General features: G+C 72.3%; 19 protein-coding genes. 9 read left to right on the forward strand and 10 right to left on the reverse strand.

Features of this window, described 5'->3' with window-relative positions:
- The first annotated feature begins 36 nt into the window (after positions 1-36).
- Positions 37-1,047 (forward strand): LLM class F420-dependent oxidoreductase, encoded by a 1,011-nt coding sequence (locus AC07AB_RS08620; protein WP_478562217.1) that lies wholly within the window; start codon positions 37-39, stop codon positions 1,045-1,047.
- A 92-nt stretch (positions 1,048-1,139) separates the two neighbouring features.
- Here the strand turns inward: AC07AB_RS08620 and AC07AB_RS08625 are convergent, their stop codons facing one another.
- Positions 1,140-2,483 carry an MFS transporter gene (locus tag AC07AB_RS08625; RefSeq protein ID WP_478562220.1) on the reverse strand — a complete coding sequence of 448 codons (1,344 nt, stop codon included), beginning with the start codon at positions 2,481-2,483 and terminating at the stop codon, positions 1,140-1,142.
- Between the two features lie 104 nt (positions 2,484-2,587).
- Here AC07AB_RS08625 and AC07AB_RS08630 point away from each other — a divergent pair, with 104 nt between their 5' ends.
- Positions 2,588-3,040 carry a winged helix-turn-helix transcriptional regulator gene (locus AC07AB_RS08630; RefSeq protein ID WP_478562223.1) on the forward strand — a complete coding sequence of 151 codons (453 nt, stop codon included), beginning with the start codon at positions 2,588-2,590 and terminating at the stop codon, positions 3,038-3,040.
- Positions 3,041-3,161: 121 nt separating this feature from the next.
- Here AC07AB_RS08630 and AC07AB_RS08635 read toward each other — a convergent pair whose 3' ends face one another.
- The 3 genes from AC07AB_RS08635 to AC07AB_RS08645 all read right to left on the reverse strand — a co-directional run bounded on the left by AC07AB_RS08635 (position 3,162) and on the right by AC07AB_RS08645 (position 6,105).
- The gene (locus tag AC07AB_RS08635; protein WP_478562226.1) at positions 3,162-4,652 is read right to left on the reverse strand and encodes a M1 family metallopeptidase; all 1,491 of its coding nucleotides are present in this window, start codon (positions 4,650-4,652) and stop codon (positions 3,162-3,164) included.
- Between the two features lie 73 nt (positions 4,653-4,725).
- The gene (locus tag AC07AB_RS08640) at positions 4,726-5,517 is read right to left on the reverse strand and encodes a maleylpyruvate isomerase family mycothiol-dependent enzyme (protein WP_478562229.1); all 792 of its coding nucleotides are present in this window, start codon (positions 5,515-5,517) and stop codon (positions 4,726-4,728) included.
- Positions 5,518-5,556: 39 nt separating this feature from the next.
- Positions 5,557-6,105 carry a hypothetical protein gene (locus AC07AB_RS08645; RefSeq protein ID WP_478562232.1) on the reverse strand — a complete coding sequence of 183 codons (549 nt, stop codon included), beginning with the start codon at positions 6,103-6,105 and terminating at the stop codon, positions 5,557-5,559.
- 646 nt (positions 6,106-6,751) lie between these two features.
- Between AC07AB_RS08645 and AC07AB_RS08650 the strand changes: the two genes are divergently transcribed.
- The 5 genes from AC07AB_RS08650 to AC07AB_RS08670 all read left to right on the forward strand — a co-directional run bounded on the left by AC07AB_RS08650 (position 6,752) and on the right by AC07AB_RS08670 (position 9,474).
- Positions 6,752-6,946 carry a hypothetical protein gene (locus AC07AB_RS08650; RefSeq protein WP_478562235.1) on the forward strand — a complete coding sequence of 65 codons (195 nt, stop codon included), beginning with the start codon at positions 6,752-6,754 and terminating at the stop codon, positions 6,944-6,946.
- Positions 6,947-6,958: 12 nt separating this feature from the next.
- Positions 6,959-7,168 carry a DUF397 domain-containing protein gene (locus AC07AB_RS08655; RefSeq protein ID WP_478562238.1) on the forward strand — a complete coding sequence of 70 codons (210 nt, stop codon included), beginning with the start codon at positions 6,959-6,961 and terminating at the stop codon, positions 7,166-7,168.
- A 59-nt stretch (positions 7,169-7,227) separates the two neighbouring features.
- Positions 7,228-7,428 carry a DUF397 domain-containing protein gene (locus AC07AB_RS08660; protein WP_478562241.1) on the forward strand — a complete coding sequence of 67 codons (201 nt, stop codon included), beginning with the start codon at positions 7,228-7,230 and terminating at the stop codon, positions 7,426-7,428.
- Positions 7,429-7,708: 280 nt separating this feature from the next.
- Positions 7,709-9,070 carry a PARP domain-containing protein gene (locus AC07AB_RS08665; protein ID WP_478562244.1) on the forward strand — a complete coding sequence of 454 codons (1,362 nt, stop codon included), beginning with the start codon at positions 7,709-7,711 and terminating at the stop codon, positions 9,068-9,070.
- A 110-nt stretch (positions 9,071-9,180) separates the two neighbouring features.
- The gene (locus AC07AB_RS08670) at positions 9,181-9,474 is read left to right on the forward strand and encodes a hypothetical protein (protein ID WP_478562246.1); all 294 of its coding nucleotides are present in this window, start codon (positions 9,181-9,183) and stop codon (positions 9,472-9,474) included.
- Positions 9,475-9,520: 46 nt separating this feature from the next.
- Here AC07AB_RS08670 and AC07AB_RS08675 read toward each other — a convergent pair whose 3' ends face one another.
- From AC07AB_RS08675 to AC07AB_RS08690, 4 genes are all read right to left on the reverse strand, one after another.
- Positions 9,521-10,063 carry a hypothetical protein gene (locus AC07AB_RS08675; RefSeq protein WP_478562248.1) on the reverse strand — a complete coding sequence of 181 codons (543 nt, stop codon included), beginning with the start codon at positions 10,061-10,063 and terminating at the stop codon, positions 9,521-9,523.
- A gap of 66 nt (positions 10,064-10,129) precedes the next feature.
- Complete coding sequence (locus AC07AB_RS08680; protein WP_478562251.1) at positions 10,130-11,212, reverse strand: prenyltransferase/squalene oxidase repeat-containing protein; 1,083 nt, start codon at positions 11,210-11,212, stop codon at positions 10,130-10,132.
- A complete protein-coding gene (locus AC07AB_RS08685) occupies positions 11,209-11,952 on the reverse strand; it encodes a class I SAM-dependent methyltransferase (RefSeq protein WP_478562254.1) in 744 nt (247 codons plus the stop codon). Before AC07AB_RS08685 ends, AC07AB_RS08680 begins: the two co-directional genes overlap by 4 nt.
- Before the next feature lie 86 nt (positions 11,953-12,038).
- Positions 12,039-13,391: a glycosyltransferase family 4 protein gene (locus tag AC07AB_RS08690; RefSeq protein WP_478562256.1), complete on the reverse strand. Its 1,353-nt coding sequence runs from the start codon at positions 13,389-13,391 to the stop codon at positions 12,039-12,041.
- A 229-nt stretch (positions 13,392-13,620) separates the two neighbouring features.
- On the opposite strand from AC07AB_RS08690, the gene AC07AB_RS08695 reads away from it, so the two are divergent.
- On the forward strand, positions 13,621-14,253 hold the full coding sequence (locus tag AC07AB_RS08695) for a TetR family transcriptional regulator (protein WP_478562259.1): 633 nt from the start codon (positions 13,621-13,623) through the stop codon (positions 14,251-14,253).
- 192 nt (positions 14,254-14,445) lie between these two features.
- Positions 14,446-15,057 (forward strand): response regulator transcription factor, encoded by a 612-nt coding sequence (locus AC07AB_RS08700; protein WP_478562262.1) that lies wholly within the window; start codon positions 14,446-14,448, stop codon positions 15,055-15,057.
- Positions 15,058-15,276: 219 nt separating this feature from the next.
- On the opposite strand, the gene AC07AB_RS08705 is transcribed toward AC07AB_RS08700, so the two are convergent.
- Both AC07AB_RS08705 and AC07AB_RS08710 read right to left on the reverse strand, forming a co-directional pair.
- Positions 15,277-17,247, reverse strand: a complete 1,971-nt coding sequence (locus tag AC07AB_RS08705; protein WP_478562265.1) for an ATP-binding cassette domain-containing protein — start codon at positions 17,245-17,247, stop codon at positions 15,277-15,279.
- Complete coding sequence (locus tag AC07AB_RS08710; RefSeq protein WP_478562268.1) at positions 17,240-19,021, reverse strand: ABC transporter transmembrane domain-containing protein; 1,782 nt, start codon at positions 19,019-19,021, stop codon at positions 17,240-17,242. Before AC07AB_RS08710 ends, AC07AB_RS08705 begins: the two co-directional genes overlap by 8 nt.
- Positions 19,022-19,096 lie beyond the last annotated feature (75 nt).

The raw sequence follows: 19,096 nt of genomic DNA on the forward strand, positions 1-19,096 counted from the left end.
CGCAACGTCAGCTACGGCGACCGTGGAGGGCACACCATGCGGCTCGGCCTCGCACTCGGCTACTGGGGCCGCGGCCCCGACCCCCGTCATATCGAACTCGCCCTGCTGGCCGAGGACTTGGGGTACCACTCGCTCTGGACGTCAGAGTCCTGGGGCTCGGACGCCTTCACCACGCTGACCTGGCTCGCCGCGCACACCACGCGGATCAGGCTGGGCACGGCGGTCGCGCAGATGGCTGCCCGTACGCCCACGGCCACCGCCATGCACGCGCTGACGCTCGATCACCTCAGCGGGGGCCGGGTGCTGCTCGGCCTCGGGCTGTCGGGCCCGCAGGTCGTGGAGGGCTGGTACGGGCGGCCGTTCCCCAAGAGCCCGCTGACCGCGACGCGCGAGTACGTGGACGTGATCCGGCAGGTCCTGCGGCGTGAGGCGCCCGTCGAACTGGCGGGGCGCTGGCACCCGCACCCGTACCGCGGCCCCGACGCCACCGGGCTCGGCAAGCCCCTGAAATCGATCACCCACCCGCTCCGCGCGGACCTGCCCGTACTGCTCGGCGCGGAGGGGCCCAAGAACATCGCGCAGACGGCGCGCATCGCGGACGGCTGGCTGCCGCTGTACTGGTCCCCGACGCGCGCCGACGTGTACGCGCCGGCCCTCGCCGAGGCGCCGCCCGGCTTCCTGGTCGCGCCCATGGCCCAGGCGCGGCTCTGCGACGACGTCGCCGAAGGGCTGCTGCCGGTCAAGGCGATGCTCGGCTTCTACATCGGCGGCATGGGGCACGCGACCCGCAACTTCCACGCCGACCTCATGGCCCGGATGGGGTACGAGACGGCGGCCCGGCGGGTGCAGGAGCTGTTCGGGGAGGGCCGCCGCGACGAGGCGATCGCGGCCGTGCCTGACGCGTTCGCCGACGAGATCTCCCTGGTCGGCCCGCGTGAGCGGATCGCGGAGCGGCTGGAGCTGTGGCGCGCGGGCCCGGTGACGGACCTCCTGGTCACGGCCGCGGACCCGGCGACGCTGCGGGTGCTCGCGGAGCTCAACGGCTGAGCGGGCTCACGAGGCCGCCTCGGCGGCGGGACGCCCGTACAGGGGCCGGGGCGCTCGTACAGGGGTCGGGGCGCTCGTACGGCTGAGACGGCTCATGAGGCCGCCTCGGCGGCGGGGGCCGGGGTGGTGTGCCGGGTGAACGCCCACAGCACCAGCCCGAGGCAGCTGAACGCGGCGCCCAGCGCGCATACCGCGCCCCAGCCGGCCACCGTGTAGAGGGAGGTCCCGGCGATGGCGCCGGTGGCGCTGCCGATCGAGTAGAAGACCATGTATCCGCCGATCAGCCTGCTGCCCGCATCCGGGTGGAGCGCGTAGATCAGGGTCTGGTTGGTGACATGGACCGCCTGCACGGCGAGGTCGAGAAGGACGACTCCGAGGACCAGGGCCCAGAGCGAGCTGCGGGTGAAGGCCAGGGGCAGCCATGAGGCGGTGAGCAGGGCCAGGGCGATGCCGGTGGTCCGCCGGGAGAGTCCGCGGTCGTTCAGGCGGCCCGCCGCGGTCGCGGCCAGGGCGCCGGCGACGCCGATCAGGCCCAGCGCCCCGATCGCGCTGTGGGACAGGAAGTACGGGGCCTCGCTGAGCGGGAGGGCAACGCTGCTCCACAGGGTGCTGAAGGAGGCGAAGATCAGCAGGCCGAACAGGGCCCGGAGCCGCAGCAGCCGTTCCCGTGCGAACAGGGAGACCGTGGAGCGCAGGAGCTGCCCGTAGCGCAGGGGCGTCGGCGAGGGGCCGCTGTGAGGTGTCGCTGTCGACGGAACGCCGCTGTGGCTCGTCGCTGTCGACGGGGCGTCACCGCGGCGCGTCGCCGTCGGCGGAAGGTCGGCGCGGCGCGGCAGCACTCGGTGCAGGACCAGGGCGAGCAGCGCGGTGAGCGACGCCGAGGCGAGGTAGACGGAGCGCCAGCCCGCAAGGTCGGCCAGGAGGCCGGACGCGGTGCGGGCGAGCAGGATTCCGGTGACCACGCCGCTGGTCACCAGGCCGACGACCCGGCCGCGCCCGGCGGGCGGGGCCAGTGACGCCGCGAAGGCCACCAGCGTCTGCGTGACGACCGCGAGCAGCCCTGTCGCGGCCATGCCCGCGAGCAGGACCGCCGCCGTGCGGGCGGCGGACACCACGATCAACGCCAGTATCAGGAGCAGCAGTTGGGCCACGATGAGCCGTCTGCGGTCGACCACGTCGCCCAGCGGCACGAGGAAGAAGAGGCCCAGCCCGTAGCCGACCTGGGTGAGGGTGACCACGCTGCCGACGAGTGCCGGGCTCATGGCGAGGTCGTGACCCATCGTCACCAGCAGCGGCTGGGAGAAGTAGACGTTGGCCACCGCGGCCCCGCAGGCGACGGCGAACAGCATGACGACGCCGCGGGACAGGGCGGGCGCGGACTCCTCCCCGCTCCGGGCCTCGGTCCGTCGCGTCACAGCCTCACCGTTGCCGGGCATCAGCACACCTCCACGCATCTGGTTTCATCTTGCTACCACGAAGGAAGATAGCCCGCCTGGTAGCATGTTGCAACCGTTATGAGAGTGAGGAGTGTGAGGACGCCATGGTGAGCAGGACGCGCTTCGACGACAGCGAGTGCCCCGTCGCCCGGTCGGTGGACGCGATCGGCGACTGGTGGTCCCTGCTGATCGTGCGGGACGCCTTCGACGGGAGCCGGCGCTTCGGGGAGTTCCAGCGCAGCCTGGGCGTGGCGAAGAACATCCTCACCGCGCGGCTGCGCAGCCTGGTCGCGGGCGGCGTCCTCGAAACCGTTCCCGCCTCGGACGGCAGCGCCTACCGTGAGTACGTACTGACTCCGAAGGGCGAAGCGCTCTTCCCCGTCATCGTGGCGCTGCGGCAGTGGGGCGAACAGAACTTCTTCGCACCCGGCGAGCCGCACTCACAGTTGGTCGACCGCCGGCAGGAACACCCCCTCCGCGCGCTGGAAGTGCTGTCCGCGGACGGCCGGCGCCTGCACCCCGACGACACCACGGTCCACAAGGTCCCCACCGAGTGACGCGGAACGCCCGGCGCCGCGCCGGCGAGCACCGGGCCGGGGTGTCGGTCAGGCGAGCGCCGGTCGCGGCATCAGGCCAGGCCCCGGCCAGGCATCAGGCGCGGCGTCGTCAGGCGCGGCATCAGGCGTCGGCGGACGACGGCTTCCCCTTGCCCCGCAGCCAGGTGTCGAAGACGCCGCCGAGGTCCTTGCCGGACTGCTCCTCGCACAGCCGGATGAACTGCGCGGTGTCGGCGTTCCCGTGCCGGTGGTCCTTGGCCCAGGCCCGTACGGTCGCGAAGAAGGTCTTGTCGCCGACGGCCTTGCGCACCTTGTGCAGGACCATGGCGCCCCGGCCGTAGACCGGGGGATCGGAGACCTTCGCCGCCGAGGGCGGGTCGGCGGGCGGGAAGGCCCAGATGCCGCCGCTCTCGTCGTCGCTGCCGTCGTAGAAGTCCGCGAAGATCTGGTCCGTGGAGCGCCCGCCCGACTTCTCCTCCCACATCCACTCGGCGTACGTCGCGAAACTCTCGTTCAGCCACATGTCGCGCCAGGTGCGGGGGGTGACGGAGTTGCCGAACCACTGGTGGGCCAGCTCGTGCACCACGAGGGCCTCGTCGGGCGCCGAGTCGAAGTACGGCTTGGTCTGGGTCTCCAGGGCGTAGTCGAGGCCGGGGAGGTGGTCGACGATCGCGCCCGCGCTGCCGAAGGGGTACGGGCCGAAGAGGCCGCGCTCCCAGTCGAGGACCTCGTCGACGGTGCCGGGCACGTCGATGCTGTCGTCGTCCTCGGTCTCCGCCTCCTCGGGGTCGGTGGCGACGTAGACGGGGGTGTCGCCGGACTTGGAAGTGGCGACGTCGAAGTCGCCGATGGCGACGGTGGCGAGGTAACTGGCCATGGGCTCGCCGTTGTGCCAGGCGAACGTGGTGCGCGCGCCCTTGGTCTCCTTGCGCTTCAGCTCGCCGTTGGAGACGGCGGTGAGGTCCTTGGGGACGGTGACGGTGATGTCGTAGGCGGCCTTGTCGGAGGGGTGGTGGTTGCCGGGGAACCAGGTCATCGACCCGGTGGGCTCACCGAGCCCGACCGCGCCGTCGTCCGTCTCGATCCACCCCTCCTTCGAACCGTCCGCCCCCACGATCGTCTTCGGGACCCCGTCGTAGACGACGGTCGTCGTGAACTGGCTGCCCTTGCCGACGGCCGTCTTGGGCGTCACCGTCAGCTCCGTGCCCTCGCGCTCCGTGCGGGCCGCCTTCCCGTCGACGGTCGCGCTCCGCACCTTCAGCCCCTTGAGGTCCAGGTTGAACGCGCTGAGCGCCTGGGTGGCACGGGCCGTGATCACCGCCGTGCCCTTGAGGCGGTTGCCGTCGGGCTCGTAGTCGAGCGTGAGGCCGTAGTGCCGGACGTGGTAGCCGCCGTTGCCGAGCCCGGCGAAGAGCGGGTCCCCGACCCCGGCCGCCCCCGCCCTCGCACCGGCCGCGGTGTTCTCCTGGTGGCCCGCGCTCGTACAGGACGCGGTGAGCGCGAGTACGAGCGGCAGCGCGCAGGCCAGGAGCCGGCGGCGCGGGGCCGTGCGGCGCGCGGCGGTCCTTCTCGACGTGGCCGTGCTCGACGTGGCCCTGCTCGATGTGGTCATTCTCGGGCGTTCCCCCCAGTCAGCGATCACCCGAGCATAGAAGACGGGCGGAGCGGAACCGCGCGTCCGCCCCTTATCCGAACTTGACCCGCTCCAGCCAGAAGTCGAACAGCTTCGCGTCGCCGCGCACCTCGACGCCGCCTGCCGCGGCGGGCTGCCGGCGGTAGACGACCTGGAGCACGTCGGCGACGGGGCCGCGCACGGAGACGGCCGCCTCCTCGTGGGCGCGCCGGACGGCTATGGCCTCGCCGGTGAGGTCGATCAGCCATTCCGCGCCGGTGCCGGGTCCGGCATCGGTGGCCGTGACGCTCAGGGTGCGCTCGGGCCCGAGCAGTTCGCGCAGCTCGGGCCGTGCCTCCATGAGCTGCGGCATGGCGCTGATCTGGAACCACTCGTCAATGGTGTCGGCCCCGACCGCCCCGTCGACGGTGAACTCCGCGCCCACGGTCAGCTCCGCGTCCGCGCGGTGGACGACGGTCTCGTGCGTCATGCGCCGGGCCCAGAACGACGCGGGCCCCGTACCGAAGATCACCCACACCTCGGCGTCGGGCCCGGTGTCGCGCAGCGTCCGCACCAGCTCGGCCGCGCCCTCCCGCAGCCAGTCGGCGATGGCGCCCGCGTCCTGGCCCTCGGGCCCGGCGATGCCGCTGATCTGCTCGTCCGGAATGAACGCGGTCGCCCGCGTCCGGATGATCGCCTCGACCCGGTGGTGGGCCCCGCCGACGTGCCGCAGCAGCTGCTCCAGCGTCCACTCCGGACAGGACGGCACCATGGCCGTCAGATCCGCGCCCGCGACGGCGGACGCCAACCGCTCGGTCTGCGCGAGGACTTCGTCGCAGTAGCGGTCAAAGCTGAGAAGAGTCATGGCGGCACCATAGACCGGCCCACTGACAACGGGCCCCCGCTACCCCTTCTTGACGTCCGAGAACGACGGAACCTTGTCCGTCACTTCGGCCCCCGCCCCCTTGCCCGCGTCCTTGACGCCGGAGATGACGTTCTGGAACGAGCTGACGTCCCCGTCCACGCTCTCTCCCCTGCGCAGCTTGCTCCCGAGCCCCTTGAGCGAGGCGATGCCCGCACCCAGCGGCGCGACGGCCTTGGAGAGCGTCGGGTCCCCCTTGGCGTTGGCGGTAGCGGCTTTGAGCCGGTTATAGGTAAAGGCCCCCGCCAGACCCGCCTTGACCATGGCGGCGACGCGCCCGCTCGCCCCCTTCTTGAACTTGCCGTTCCGGTACGGCTTCACAATCCACTGATACGTCGCCCCCGCCGCGAGCCCCGCATTGGCCACGAACCGCGTCTTCGCGAACTTCTGCCGCTCCGCGGACGTACTGGCCGACGGCGTCGCCCCACTCCCACCGCCCTTGTCCCTACTCCCGCAGCCCGTCCCCACCAGGAGGAGGCTGCTGAGCAGGAGAGCAATGACGGCATGGCGCAACGTGACGCGTACGGACACCGCGGACCTCCAGGCAGGGCGCTATCAGGACACACTCTCTGGCAGGGTCGCCCACCCACCCCGCTACCGCGACCCCAGGACGTCCGTACGGGTCCGATTCGAGCCGATCCGCACAGGGCGGCGCGGCCCTGACGGCAGTACGGGAAGTCATACGGCGACGCGATGCGGTCCGCGTACCGCCGGCTCGCGAGAGCCACCACGGAGGTTGGCGGGCTCATCCAGTTGGAACCAGACGGATTTGCCGGTCCCTGGCCCGTCGAGACAGATGCCCCAGCGGGCGGCACAGGTGGCGATGAGGTGCATACCGCGGCCATGCACGGCATCGGGGGCAGGACTGTGCACAGCGGGAACACCAGGTGCCGCGTCGCGCACCTGGATGCGGAGCGAACCCTCACGCCGCCACTCGCCGTGAAGCGTGATGGCGTGCGCGCACCCGCCACCCGCGCAAGCCGTGATCGCATTGGTAACGCTCTCCGAAGTGAGCAGCACGGCGAGTTCGGTGAGCTCGGGGGCCTTTAGCGTGCGGGTGAACGTACGAATGGTCTCCCGGCAGGTACGGACCCACACCGGATCGGGTGGGAATGCGAGGGAGAAGTCGAGAGAGGGAGCCAGAGCAGGGGTGGGGCACATGATGCGGCCTCCGTGAGTGAACACCGTCTACCTGGAACACGACACGGGGGCCGTCTTCTTCGGCGATCAAGGCCACCTCAATCGGTACGACATGATCTTCGAGCGCCTCTCATCAGTCGCCCTGCCGGCCCTTATGCCCGAGGCCGAACGAAGGTTCCCCACAGAGCGGGATTCGTTTACCCTCTTGCAGCACCTCGCCTACATCCTGTGAGAAAGCGGCCTCATGTCCCAACTGTCCTGGCAGAAATCCTCCTTCAGCAGCAGTGACGGCAACACCACGTGCATCGAAGTCGCCGCTGACGGCATCGGCGTCCTCCGCCTCCGCGAGAGCGACACCCCCCACACCGTGATCGCCCCTTCCAAGCCCGCCATGCAGGCGCTGCTCAGCTGGGCGAAGGGGCCGGGCACGACGGTTTCGGCAGCGAAGGTGTAGGCAACAGGATTCGCTCAGCCTTTCGCAGCACCTGCCGCACGCCCTGTGAGGGGACCCCGATGTCCGCGCTCAACTGGCAGAAGTCATCCATGAGCAGCAGCGACGGCAACACCAACTGCCTGGAGCTGGCAACCACTTCCACCGGCACCCTCCGCCTCCGTGAGAGCGACGACCCACACACAGTGCTCAGCGCGTCCAAGCCCGCCATGCGGGCGCTGCTCAGCTGGGCGAAAGGGCCGACGGCGACGGTCCGGCGGTAGAGGGGGCGATCGTCCGGATTGAGGCAGGTCACCCCCTCAAACGCACGCGCGCCCGGCGCCCGTCCTGACGGCGGCCCGCAAGCGCGCGAGGGTCCGCCGAAACGTCTACCAGTGCCGGGAGAGGGGCAGTTCTTCTGCCCTCCGAGGCCCCCTCACGTCTCCCTTACGGTCATACGGCCAGTCCCGCTGCCCTCAGTTGTGCCCTCGTGGTCCTGCCTGATAGGGACGCGCTGGAGGACAGTGTCGTGCTGATGTGCATACACCGACGAGGGGAGCATTCGTGCGCGCGCAGGACAGCGGCAAGGAGGCGGACCGCGGGAGCGGACCGGCTGGGAACCGGTCCCGGCCGTCGCGGGCGCCCGAGTGGCCGGCCGGTGTCCTCTCGCTCCAGCGGCTGGCCGGGAACGCGGCCGTCTCGCGCGCGGTCGGCGAGGCCCGGCACCAGCACGGTCCCGGGTGCGGACACGGTCAGCGGACGACGCGGGGAGAAACCGCCGGCCTGACACTGCCCGGCGCCCCCGGCCTCGTCCAGCGGGCCGCCGAGGCCCGCGCCACGCACGTCCAGCGGGCGCCGGGCAATACCCCGGCCCCGCCGCAACCGCAGGTCGGACTGCCGCCGGACCTCAACGCCGCGCTCGGCAAGGAGGCCCCGGACTACTGGAACGATCTCCAGTGGACCGACAGCGGGCGGGGCTTCCACACGGCCTCCCTGCCCCGCGGCCACCGGGTGTGGGACGCCATCGAGAACTACGCCCGGCTCTCCCAGGAACGCGCACCCGTCACCGCGCCGAAGGGCGAGGCGACCCGGATGGCGGAGTCCCAGAAGCGGCTCACCGACCCGGCGATCACCGACGAGCAGCGCGCGTCCCACACCCGTCGGCTCCAGGAGGGCAAGCCCGGCGGCCCGCCACCGCCCAGCAGCGCCCACATGGACATCGTGGAGATCACCGTCTGCGCCAACCCCACGCTGTGGGAGAAGTACGCGACCAACCGGCAGCTCTACCACCAGTCGCTGACCTCGAACGACAAGCAGGGGCTCAAGGTCTCGGGCAAGGACCGCAGCGAGCGGGTCCCCTGGTCCACCGGGAGCCGGCCCGACCTCGGCGGTGCGGCGTCGACCTCGGTCCAGCCCGGCTACCAGCGCCCCGGCCAGTCGCCGTCGGGCGTGCCCCAGGGCGCCGGGGAGGGCTTCTTCTGGCACGGCACCGGCACCAACATCATGGACCTGATCAACGAGAACGGGCCGGCGCCCGAACTCGGCCGGAACAAGGGCACCAAGGACAAGCCCCAGTACGGCGTGCTGGGCCAGGGCACCTATGTCGCCGACAACGCCTCCAAGGCGCAGACGTACTTCGCCTGCCCCCAGTGCGAGGACCCCGAGTGCACGGACGCGACGCATCCTCCCCGGCAGTTGATGCTGATGCGCGGCCTCCTGGGCTCACCCGACTTCGCGCACCTCGGGCACAACAGGCGGGCCGAGGATCACAAGACGATGAAGGACGGTCGCACGTCGGTGATGAGCCCCGGCATCAAGAAGAGCCCGGGCCGGCTCGGCCCGACAGGAACCAACGAATTCCTCATCAAGGACAAGGCATTGCTCTACCCGGAGATCCGCGTCCACTACCGGCGGACCGCGTCGTGACGGTACCGGCCGGCTGCCCGGGAGGGACGGGCTGGCCCTAGCCACCGTCGCGCCCAACTCCCCTGCCACCGGGCGGGTTTGAGACGTTCCTCACGGGCCACTCGGGGCCTATGTCCAGACGCCTTCGGCAGGGGAGCAACGGCGCGGCGACAGCCGTGATAGTCGTCGCGGATGTCACCGCGCTCATCCTCGGCCTGTGGATCCTCTTCTACGTACTCGACGCGAACCGCGCGAACGACCTCGTCGGCTTCGTACACGACGCCGCCCGCTGGCTCGCGGGCTGGTCGTACAACCTCTTCACCATGCGCACCGACTGGCTGCGCACACTGCTCAACTACGGTCTGCCCGCCGTGATCTACCTGCTCGTCGGGCACGCGGTCGCGGCCCGTATCCGCCGCGTCTAGCGGGTGGATCACGCCGCCCGGAGGTCGCGCCGCCCGGAGGGCACGCTTACCAGACGGAGGCGATCCACTTCAGGGGCGCGCAGTCGTCGCGGTTCGTGGTCCCCTTGCAGACGGTCACGTACATGTTGGTCATGGGGCCCAGGCCGTAGTTCGGGAAGCTGTGGTGCACCGGGGCCGTGCCCGCGCCGCACTGGGTGCCGGCCTTCGTGTAGACGGGTCGGCTCATGTCGAATGTGACTGCGAACCAGGTGGAGTAGCACTGGCTGTCGGTGTTCGTCAGCCGGCCGTCGAGGACGACGTCCCAGTCGTCGGATGACGGTCCGCCTACCTGTTCGTACGACCACGTGCCCGCCGTGGAGGCCGGACCGTACGACGTCGACCACGTATCGGCCGCGGGCGCCGCGGTGGCCGTGCCTTGGGCGAAGAAGAGCGCCAGGCAGGCCAGGAGCCCGACCCCGACCGCGCCGTGGGGTGTACGTAAGCGTCGGGACTTACGGAAGCGCAGCAGGGTGAGGTCTCCTTCCGGGGCCGGCCTCGGCACCCCCTGCGTACGGGAGCCGAGGTGCGGCAACTCTAGAAGTATCCTCACCCGTTCGGCACATTGGCCGGTTGGACAGAGGGCTCTCTCCTGCCCAAAGCCCTCGACGGGCGGGCGTCAGCAGCAGTCCGGCGCCAGCCCCACCGGCAGGCGGTCGCCGCTGAATACCGCGGTCGTCGCCTCGTCGCCGCCCAGTGCGGCCACGGCCAGGAGCAGGGAGGCCGCTGTCCAAGTGGTCCGTTCCTCCGGCCAGATGGCGTCGTCGTCGTAGACGTAGCCGGTCCAGTACAGGCCGTCCGGGGCGCGCAAGTGGGGCTGAATCCATTGGAGGATCTCCACGGCGCGGTCGGATTCGCCCATGACCCAGAGGGCCAGGGCGAGTTCGCAGCTCTCGCCGCCGGTCACCCAGGGGTTGGGGAGCACGCAGCGGACCCCGAGGCCGGGTACCACGAAGCGGTCCCAGCCGGCCTCGATGTGCTCCTTGGCGGCGGGGCCGGTGAGGGCACCGCCGAGGACCGGGTAGTACCAGTCCATGGAGTAGCGGCGCTTGTCGAGGAACCGCTCCGGGTGGCGGCGGATCGCGTGGCCCAGCAGGCCGAGCGCCAACTCCCAGCCCGGCTGGGGTTCTTCGCGGTGTTCGGCGATGGCCAGGGCGCAGCGCAGGGCCTGGTGGATGGAGGAGGAGCCGGTGAGGAGGGCGTCCGCGACCGGAGCGCCGTCGTCCTCGCGCTTCCAGCCGATCTGGCCGCCGGGCTGCTGGAGGGCCAGTACGAACTCGACCGCCGCGAAGACGACCGGCCACATCCGGTCGACGAAGGTGTCGTCGCCGGTGGCGAGGTAGTGGTGCCAGACGCCTACCGCTACGTACGCGACGAAGTTCGTCTCGCGGCCCCGGTCGGCTGGTTCGGCGGTGTTCACACCGTCGGGCTCGTCGGTGTAGGCCGCGTACCAGGAGCCGTCGGGGTTCTGGTGCTCGGCGAGCCACCGGTAGGCGGCCTCCGCGCGGTCGTGTTCGCCGGCCGCGTCGAGCGCCATCGCGGCCTCGACGTGGTCCCAGGGGTCCAGGTGGTGGCCGCGGAACCACGGGATGGCCCCGTCCGAGCGCTGGGCGGCGGCGATGCCCGCCACGGTGCTGGCGGCCTGTTCGGCGGTGAGGACCCCGGTGAGTTCGAGGTGTTCGGTGCGGTCCGGTGAGGTCATTCGGCGGCCGCCGCGGCCGTGGCAGGCAGGTGCGGCTTGGTCGCGTAGGCCACGAAGCTCTTCCCGATGAGCGGGTTGAGCGCCTGTTCCGCGACGCGGGTGGCCAGGGGCTTCTTCATGATGTCCCAGACCAGCAGCTGGTGGTACGCCCGTACCGGCAGCGCCTTGTCGTTGTCGACGCCGAACGCGCACTTCAGCCACCAGTACGGGCTGTGCAGGCCGTGCGCGTGGTGGGTGCCGTACGGCTTCAGACCGGCCTCGCGCATCCTGGTGAGCAGTTCCTCGCCGCGGTAGATGCGGATGTGGCCGCCCTCCACCTCGTGGTACGCGTCGCTCAGCGCCCAGCAGATCTTCTCCGGTCCGTACCGTGGCACGGTGACAGCGATCCGGCCGCCGGGCCGCAGGACGCGGACCATCTCGGCGAGCACGCCCTTGTCGTCCGGGATGTGCTCCATGACCTCGGAGATGATCACGACGTCGAAGCTGTCGTCGGGGAAGGGCAGCGCGAGCGCGTCGCCCTCCATCGCGGTGGCGGTGGCGCCGGCCGGGGCCTCGCCCGCCTCCTTCATCGCGGCGAACCACTTGGCGACCTCGCGGATCTCCTCGGCGTTGCGGTCGAGGGCCACGACCTGGGCGCCGCGCCGGTAGCACTCGAAGGCGTGCCGCCCTGCGCCGCAGCCCAGATCGAGGACGCGATCGCCTGCGGCGAGTGGGAAGCGGGAGAAATCGACGGTCAGCACGGGTCTGCCTTCTGTCTCGGATGAAAGGTGCGTCCGGCGGGCGGGGGCGGGGCCACGGGACGGGCCCGTGGGGCGTCCCCGGCCGGCTAGCCCCGCCGTCGTCTGGGCGGGGCGGCGGTGGCCGGCCGGGCGGCGGGCTGGTCCCGCATCGCGGCGCGGTAGCGCTCGGCCGTGCCGAGAGCGGCCTGTTTCCAGGTGAAGCGGGCGAGTACGCGCTCCCGCCCGGCGGCGCCGAGCCGGTGCCGCAGCTCGGCGTCCCCCAGCAGTCGGCCGAGTCCGGCGGCGAGCGCCTGCGCGTCGCCGGGCGGCACGGCCAGACAGGTCTCGCCGTCGGGTCCGGCGACCTCGGGGATGGCACCGCCCGTGGTGGCGACCAGCGGGGTGCCGGTGGCCATGGCCTCGGCGGCGGGCAGTGAGAAGCCCTCGTAGAGGGAGGGCACGCAGGCGATCTGCGCGGAGCGCATGAGGTCCACCAGCTCGGAGTCGCTGATGCCCTTGACGAATTCCACGGCGCCGTTGAGCCCGTACCGCTCGATCGCGGCGGCCACCGGGCCGTCCTCCGCGCGCTTGCCGACGACGACGAGGTGCGCGTCGGGGTACTCGGTACGGACCTTCGCCAGCGCCTCCACGAGGTGGACGAGGCCCTTGAGGGGGACGTCCGCGCTGGAGGTGGTGACGATGCGGCCGGGGGTCTCGGGGACGGCCGGATCCGGCGAGAAGAGGCCGGTGTCGGCGCCGATGTGGACGACGTGCACCCGGTCGTCGCGGACGCCGAGCTGGTCGACGATCTCCCGGCGGGAGGAGCCGGAGACGGTGAGCACGGCGGGCAGCCGGCGGGCCACGCGCTTCTGCATCCGGGTGAAGCCGTACCAGCGGCGGACGGAGGCGCGGCGCCGCCAGTCGGCGGCGGCGTCGAGGTCGAGCTGCCGGTCGACGGTGATGGGGTGGTGGACGGTGGTGACCAGGGGGAACCCGGCGCGCTCCATGCCGAGCAGCCCGTAGCCGAGGGTCTGGTTGTCGTGGACGACGTCGAACTCGCCGCGCCGGGCGGCCAGGTGGCGGCGGGCGCGGAGCGAGAAGGTGAGCGGCTCGGGGAAGCCGCCGGTCCACATGGTGGCGACTTCGAGTGCGTCGATCCAGTCGCGGTACTCGCCGCGGCCCGGGGTGCGGAAGGGGTCGGGCTGGCGGTAGAGGTCGAGGCTGGGCAGCTCGGTGAGGGTGACGCCCTCGCCGGGGTCGAGGACCGGGTAGGGCTGGGCGCCGATGACCTCGACGCGGTGGCCCAGCCGGGCGAGTTCGCGGGAGAGGTGGCGTACGTACACGCCCTGGCCGCCGCAGTACGGGTTGCCCTTGTAGGTGAGCAGCGCGATGCGCAGCGGCCCGTCCTCGTCCCCGCCCAGGAGGCGAGGCGCAGCTGCCTCCGTGGCCTCAGCGGTCACTCTCGGCCCCCTTCTCACGCAGTTCAGCCGGAGCGTAACCGGTAGCGCTAATCTAGAACAAGTTTCAGACTTGATCGTTCAAGAGGCTCCGAATCTACCGGCCCGGCACGGTCCGCAAAGGGTCGGATCGGGTGATTCGCGCCACGGCCCCGGGCCCTGCCATGCTGTGGGGCCATCCGGGCCGCGGCAAGTCCGCCCGGTGGGCACCAGGGACCAGGGAATGGGACATATGACGACAGAAACCAAGTCGGCCATCGCCTCCACCCCGCCCCTGACTGAGCGTCAGGAGGCGCGTCGGCGCCGCATCCTGCACGCCAGCGCGGAGCTGGCCGGCCGCGGCGGTTTCGACGCCGTGCAGATGCGGGAGGTCGCCGAGGCGGCCGGGGTCGCGCTCGGCACCCTCTACCGCTACTTCCCGTCCAAGATCCATCTGCTGGTCGCGACCATGCAGGACCAGCTCCAGCACATGCACGAGACGCTGCGCAAGCGCCCGCCGACCGAGGAGGCCCCGGCCGCCCGCGTCGCGCAGACGCTGATGCGGGCCTTCCGCGCCATGCAGCGCGAGCCGCACCTCGCCGACGCGATGGTGCGCGCCCTCACCTTCGCCGACCGGTCGGTGAGCCCCGAGGTCGACACCGTCTCCCGGCTGACCACGGCGATCATCCTGGACGCGATGGGGCTGACGGGCCCGCCCACGCCCGAGCAGCTCTCCGCGGTCCGCGTCATCGAGCACACCTGGCACTCGGCGCTGATCACCTGGCTGTCGGGGCGCGCGTCGATTGCCCAGGTGAAGATCGACATCGAGATGGTCTGCCGCCTCATCGACCTCGCCGCCCCCCACCAGGACACCCCGGCCGCTTAGTACCCATGTCGGTCCCGGGGGGCCGCAACGAGCGTATTTGGCAGCAAGCGGGGCGCACACGGCTGGTTCCTTGCGCCCCCGCGCATCCTCTTGGCCATTTCTGCGTATCCGTGACGCCGATGGATACCGGTAGGAATATGTAGGCCGCGCGTCCAACCGATGCGACCTGCGCAGAGGGTCTGGGGGGAGAACGTGATCCGGGTACTTCTGGTGCACGACACCTATCTGCTGCGCACCGCGCTGGCGGCGCTGGTCGGCAGAGAGACCGACATCGAAATGTCCTCGACGGCCTGGAGCGGAGCCGTGGGCAAGGCCCACGCCGTGCGGCCGCACGTCTGCGTGGTGGACATGGACAGCCCGGAGGCCGGAGGCCCGCGTGGCGTCCGCCGGCTGCGCGAAGACTGCTGCGACGAGGAAGGAGGCCCCTCGCTGCTCGCCCTCGCGACGGCGGGCAGACCGGGCCCGCTGCGCCGCGCGTTCGAGGCGCGGGCGCTGGGGTACGTGAGCAAAAACGCTTCCCCGGGGCGGCTTATCGAGTCGATCCGGCGCGTGGCCAAAGGCGAGCGCTGCATAGACGAATCACTGGGCTTCGGCTTCCTCCAAGCAGCGGAGATCCCGCTCACGCCACGCGAGTTAGGGGTCCTGTCGCTCGCCGCCGAAGGCGCCTCCATCAGCGAGATCGCGGGCAGCCTGCATCTCTCGCAGGGCACCGTGCGCAACTACATGGCCGCCATCACCCGCAAGACCGGTGCCCGCAACCGGGTCGACGCGATCCGCATCTCCCGCGGGGCGGGGTGGCTGTGACGGGGCTCCCGTGGAGCGAGGGCGAACGTGAGCCGTGACAGGGCTGCCGGTGAGGGGCCTCCCGCGCGAACGGGCCGACCGCGGCAAGTCCCCCGCGGAAAGGGCCGACCGCGGCAAGCCCCTCACCAAACGGTCCGACCGTGACGAGGACGCGGCCGCGCCGGGGGTGGCACCCGGCCCCAGCCCCGACTGCGGCTACGACTACGACTACGACTACGACTATCCGACCCCCACGTGCGGAGGCTCCGAAGCGGAAGCCGAGGGGGGCCCATCACTCGAAGTGGACCAGCCGCCGGTCAGCGCCCGGTAGAGGTCCGAGCGGCGCAGCAGTTCCTCGTGGCTGCCGCAGAGAGCGTCCGGGCCATCCATGATCAGGATGCGGTCCGCGCGGTGGGCCGAACTGACGCGGTGGGCGATCACGATCAGCGTGCCCCCGGCGCGGCGGGCGAAGGCCCGTTCGGCGCGGGCCTCCGCCGCCGGGTCGAGATGGCAGGTCGCCTCGTCCAGCACCGCGACCGGCGCGCGGCTCACGTACGCCCGTACCAGCGCGATCAGCTGACGTTCCCCGGCGGAGAGCCCCGCCGGGTCGACGGCGGCCGCCAACCCCCCGATCCGTTCGGCCAGTTCGCTCAGGCCGATCATGTCGGCAGCCGCCGCCAGCTCTGTGTCCGGTACCGGATCGGCGCGCAGATAGCCCAGGTTGTCCCGGAGCGTTCCGGAGAAGACGTACGCCTCCTGCGGGATCAGCACTCGCCGCCCGGGGTCGCCGCCGCCCCGTACGGGCTCGCCGCCGACCCTGACCTCCCCGGAGCGCGGTTCCAGCAGCCCGGCGATCAGCCCGGCGAGGGTGGACTTTCCGACGCCGCTGGGTCCGACGACGGCCAGGTGCCCGCCCGCGGGCACGGTCAGGTCGAGGTCCCGGACCACTGGGCGCGCGTGCTCGCCGTACGCGAAGGTGACCGAGCGCAGTGCGACGGCGGGTTCCGGCCGTAATTCCTCACCCGCACCGGCGGTATCGACGGCATCGGGCGCATCGCCCGTACGGTCCGGGCCGCCCGCACCACGCGTACGGTCCGAGCCGCTCCCACCACCAGCACCACGTGCACCGCCCGTACGGTCCACACCGTCGGCACGGCCCGCACCGCCCGTACCGAATGCACCACTCCTCGCCCTCTCCACACCGCCCGTACCATCCGAACCGCCCGTATCAGCCCTCCCCCGGCCACCAGGCGGCACAGGCGTCGCGGCCGTCAGCCGCCGCAGTACCACCACCAGCCGCGAACCGCTCGTACCGAGCCCGTGCATCAGGTTCTGCAAGGCGGGCAGCAGCGACGCCGTGAGGTAGGAGAGCGCGCCGACGAGCGCGCCCGCCGTGACGCCGCGGTCCAGCAGCCACGGCGCGGTGACGATCAGCAGGACGATGGAGAACCGCCCGGCCAGCGCGACGGCCAGCACCCGCAGCACCCCCCAGCGGGCGAGCGTGCGGGCGGCGCGGAACTCGGCCTCGATGCGGATGTCCGCGTCCGCCGCCACCCGGTCCTCCGCACCGGCGGCGGTGATGTCGCGCAGCCCCCCGGCCACCGTGCCCAGCTCCTCGGCGATGGCCTCGTCCGCCGCGAGGAACGTCTCCTGGCGGCGGGCCATCGGCCGCAGGGTGGCCGCGAAGAGGGCGAGGCCCACGACGAGGGGCGGCACGACGACGAGGAGCAGTACGGGCGCGAGGGAGAAGAGGCCGATGAGCGCGCCGGCGGCGGTGAAGACGAAGGAGCGGGCCACCATGATCAGGCCCGCGAAGGTGTCGCGGGCGATCTCGACCTGGTGGGTGAGGCGGGAGACGGCCGCGCCGTCGGCGTCGTCGATCGCCCGGGTCACCACGCGGCGCACGAGCGCGTCGCGCAGCGGCTCCACGAGCTCGGCCACGGCCCCGAACACCCGGCCCGTGCCGTACGCGCCGACGGTCACGGCGAGCGCCGCCAGCCCCAGCCAGCCCAGTCCCACGGCGGACCGGCCGGCGAGGAAGCCCTCGTCGAGCGCGCGGGCCAGCGCGAACCCCATCACGAAGGTCTGCCCCGACTCCAGCGCCGACCACGCCGCGAGCCGCCCCACCACCCGGCCGCGGCGGCGCAGGAACCGCAGCCCCTGCCCGTACAGCCCGGGGCCCGCCTTCCGGCCGCGTCCGCCGTCAGTCATGCGGCCCCCGCTCGCCGTCGCGCGCCCGGCCCTGATCCGATGGCGGCGCCGCGTCGAACACCGCGCGGTAGCCGGGGAGTCGCCACAGCTCCTCGTGCGGGCCCACGGCCCGTACGCGGCCGTCCTCCAGCCAGGCCACGCGGTCGGCGCGGGCCGCCGTGGTCGCGCGGTGGGCGACGATCAGGCGGGTGCGGGGCCCTATGTCGTTCAACAGGGCCTCGGCGACGCGCAGTTCCGTCACCGTGTCCAGGCTGGAGGTCGCGTCGTCCAGTACGAGCAGGCGGCCCTGGTGCGTGAACGCCCTGGCCAGTCCCAGGCGTTGGGTCTCTCCGCCGGACAGTGGGGCGTCCGCCAGCCGGGTTTCGTAGCCGTTGGGAAGCAGCCGTACGAACCCGTCGGCGCAGGCCGCGCGCGCCGCCTCGCGCACCTGCTCCGCGGTGGGTTCGCGGGCGCCGAAGCCGATGGTGCCGCCGATGGTGCCACCCAGCGGCGCGGGCCGTTCGAAGGCGTAGCCGACCGCGCCGCGCAGCGTCTCGCGGTCGAGGGCGGTCAGTGGCTCGCCGTCAAGGGTGACCGTACCGGCGTCCGCCTCGGCGAGCCGTCCGGCCACCGCCGCGAGCACGGACTTCCCCGTGCCGGACCGCCCTACCAGGGCCATCGAGGTGCCGCCCGGCACCACGAGGTCCACCTCCCGCAGCACCTCGCGGCCGCCGCGCCGCGCCGTCACCCCGGCCAGCTCCAGGGTGCCGGGGCCGGGCGGGAGCCCGCGCCGTCCGTACTCCATCGCGGGCTCGGTGAGGACTTCGGCGAGGCGGCGGGCGGCGGTGCGGGCGTGCACGAGGGCGTTGAGGCGGCCGACGATCACGCCGATGCCCGAGGCGAGGACGGCGTACCGGGAGATGGCCAGCAGGTCGCCCACGCTCAACTCCCCTGCCGCCAGGCGGAGTCCGGCGACCGCGAGTACGGCGATCTGGAGGAGTGGGACGACCATGGCGGCCCGCGCGCTGGACCGGCCCTGCACCCGCCACATCCGGTGGCCCTGCCGGCCGAGTTCCGGGAGCGGTTCGAGGATGCGGGCGCGCTCCCGCCCGGCGGTCCGCGCGGCGGCGATCGTGGCGGCCCCGCCGATGGCCTCCATGAGCCGGCCCGCGATCTCGCCCTGGCCGCGCTGGTACTGGGCGATGCTGTCGGTGGTGTCGCGCACGAAGACCCGCAGCAGCGCGGCGAGCAGCGGCATTCCGAGGAGGAAGGCCGCGGCGGCCCAGAGGTCGAGCAGGGCGAGCGCCACGAGCCCGCCGACGGGCGGGATGACGGCGGCGAGGGTGGCGGCGAGGGTGCCGGGGGCGGTGCCCGCGTAGGCGGCGTTGCCGACCAGCCGGGAGACGAGGTCGCCGGGGCCGAAGCGGTCGGCGGCGCGCGGGCCCGTGTGCAGTACGTGCCGCAGCAGCCGGCCGCGCGCCCATGCCGTGCCGCGGGCGTTGGCGGTGCCGGTGAGCAGTTCTTCGAGCGCGTCGAACAGGACGGAGAGGCCGATCAGGGCGGCACACGCGGCGATCCACCGGGTGTCGTGCGGCCCGTGGCCGCCGGCCAGGGCGGCGTCGAGGGCGCGGCCGAGCACCAGGGGCAGCGCCAGGGAGGTGCCGGCGGCGGCCGTGGTGAGCAGGCAGATCGCCGTGGTGCGGCCGGCGCTGTGCCGGACCGCTTCCAGCAGCAGGCGGTCCGCGGCCTGGTTCGTCGTCCGCGTCGGCTGGTCTGCGCCGGTGGGCGTCGGCATGCTCGGAGCGGTCCTCCCCTTCGGGGGCGGCCCCGGGCGGTGTAGCTGCCCGGGGCCGCCCTATGACCGATGAAG

Source organism: Streptomyces sp. NPDC044033 (assembly GCF_056434425.1).